This is a genomic window from Bacillus sp. CR71 (assembly GCF_003429245.1).
In the GTDB taxonomy this organism is placed as follows: domain Bacteria; phylum Bacillota; class Bacilli; order Bacillales; family Bacillaceae_G; genus Bacillus_A; species Bacillus_A thuringiensis_S.
Genome location: NZ_CP031748.1, coordinates 2,717,623 through 2,719,407 on the forward strand (window position 1 = coordinate 2,717,623; position 1,785 = coordinate 2,719,407).

Here is a 1,785-nt window from a genome sequence, read left to right on the forward strand (position 1 = left end):
GTTCTATTTAAAGGGAAGAGTTATAAGAAGGATGAACTGAAGTTTGATGAAGATATTTTTCATGAGTTGCAAGTCGCCCTTACAATGGGGGGAGAGTTTGCAAATGATACAAAGAAAGTATATAAAGTACCAAGTGGAATGACAGAAAGTAACCAATCAAAGCGAGACCATTATATATATGTAACTGTTACTGGAAATAAAACGAAAATTTTAGCTGAACCAAAACGAGAATCACAAATTTTATATGAAGTATCTAATGAAATTGTAAAAGCTTGGATTCCAGAAAAAGTGCAGAATGATGAATATATGAAAATATCGACATTTAACGGTAATACTGGGTATGTACAAAAAGAGTATGTTTTAACGGATATTAAATATTCATTTGTGTTCGAAAAGGATCATGAAGGTATGTGGAAAATAATAAATATAGATTCTATATGGTAAAAGAGGAAGGTTTACTTTAATGAACCTTCCTCTTTGTTTTTATTTTCTTATTGAAGTGTATGCCAGAACTCTAAAACTTCTGCTGTAACGAGAGCGGCAATGTTTTTTTCTGAATTACTACCAGGAATAACGACAGAAATGGCGATTTGTGGATTTTCGGTAGGAGCATATGAAATGAAAAGAGAATGATTTATCATTCTTTCTTGCTCATTCGGAGAACCTGTACTACCCGTTTTACCTGCGACATGAAAGGGTAAATTTTTAATCTCCTCTATATTCTGACTCATTCCACCTTGCAAGACACTCCAAAATTCCATAGGATAACGATTTGAACTTTCTAAAATGGGTTTAAACTTTTTTGTTTCCTTACCGTCCTGACCAATAATCACACTTACAATTTGAGGTTTATATTTGTCGCCTTTACTTGCCAAAGTTGCTGCATATTGAGCGAGTTGAAGGGGGGTATGCACTTCATTTTCTCCCCAAGAGGCATTTAATAAAGCGGAGATTCCCTTTTCAAACGTATTAGATGGATGGAATTCATATTGCCCGTATTCTTCAAAGGGTAAATCAATCCCGGTTTTAGAACGTAGGCCGAATTGCATTAAATAATCTGTCCATATATGTGCCACCTTTTCTATATTCCCATTATTTTGGTTGAATAAGGGCAGAGCTACTTTTGCTGTCATAAATGTGTTAGATGAATTAATAATAGCCTGCCTTGGTGTAATCTCACCTGTTGGCGTTCCAGGTGCATTCGAAATGTTATTTTGATTATCATACTGAAAGGTACCCTTATCTAAATAAGTATCTTCAGGTTGAAAAAGCTTTTCGCTTAATCCAATTAAAATAGTAAGCGGCTTTATAGTAGAGGACATATTTACATAAGATTCACCATACTTTAATTTTTGAATTGTTTTATTTTGCGAAAGTGATTTAAAGTTTTCATTTTTAGATGATACGTGTGTATTTGGATTAAATACTGCCGAGTTGGCCATAGTTAAAATTGCGCCAGTTTTTACATCGCTCACTACAACATAACCAGCTTTAGCATCAGGTATTTTCTTAATTTGAGATCTTAATGCTTCCTCTGTTTTTTGCTGCAATTTAGAGTCTAAGGCTAGCCGGACATCTTTTCCTTTTTGTACGTTTTGAATGTTCCAGAAGAACTTTTTATTACCAATCTTAAAAATAAGAGTTTTTCCTGGTTTTCCTTTTAAATCATTTTCATATTGCAGCTCAATCCCACTTTTTCCAACAAGCATATGCTTTGAATTAAGGTCATTTTCTACATACCCAATTACTTGTGAACCAATTTCGTGTTTAGGATAATATCGAATC

At 33.8% G+C, this 1,785-nt stretch carries 1 protein-coding gene and 1 pseudogene; one reads left to right on the plus strand and one right to left on the minus strand.

Annotated elements, in window-relative coordinates:
- Nucleotides 1–444 (plus strand): annotated as a pseudogene (locus DOS87_RS13575) (SH3 domain-containing protein); the annotation flags it as partial.
- A gap of 47 nt (nucleotides 445–491) precedes the next feature.
- Here the strand turns inward: DOS87_RS13575 and DOS87_RS13580 are convergent.
- On the minus strand, nucleotides 492–1,785 hold a 1,294-nt coding region (locus DOS87_RS13580), incomplete at its 5' end, for a peptidoglycan D,D-transpeptidase FtsI family protein (RefSeq protein ID WP_208730363.1).